Below are 336 nucleotides of genomic sequence, written 5' to 3' on the forward strand. Positions count from 1 at the left end.
GTTAAGGGGTGTTGAAAACCGCTCTCAAACCCCGCTGGATCGCAGGACTGGTCTTTGCGCTTGTGTTGTCCGGGGTGTTTGTGCTGCTCAGCCAATGGCAGCTCAGCCGGTCCACCCAGCACGAGAGCCCTGCTGCTTCCACCACTGAAGTAGTCAAACCCCTGGTTGATGTCCTGCGGCCGGGCCAATTCTTCCCTGGCTCGGTCTCCGACCAGATGGTCACGGCCACCGGCTCTTACGATCCAGCCAAACAGGTCCTGGTCGAAGGCAGGCTGTACAACAACCAAAAGGTTTTCTGGATCGTCACGGCCTTCGCGGTCCAGGACGCTCCTACGC

1 protein-coding gene is annotated in these 336 nt (G+C 59.5%); it reads left to right on the plus strand.

Annotation, left to right across the window (positions count from 1 at the left end):
- Positions 1-8: 8 nt before the first annotated feature.
- Positions 9-336: SURF1 family cytochrome oxidase biogenesis protein (locus ACPYOM_RS22200; RefSeq protein WP_481347620.1), on the plus strand; the 328-nt coding region annotated here is incomplete at its 3' end.

Source organism: Monashia sp. HAY1-2A (assembly GCF_056755315.1).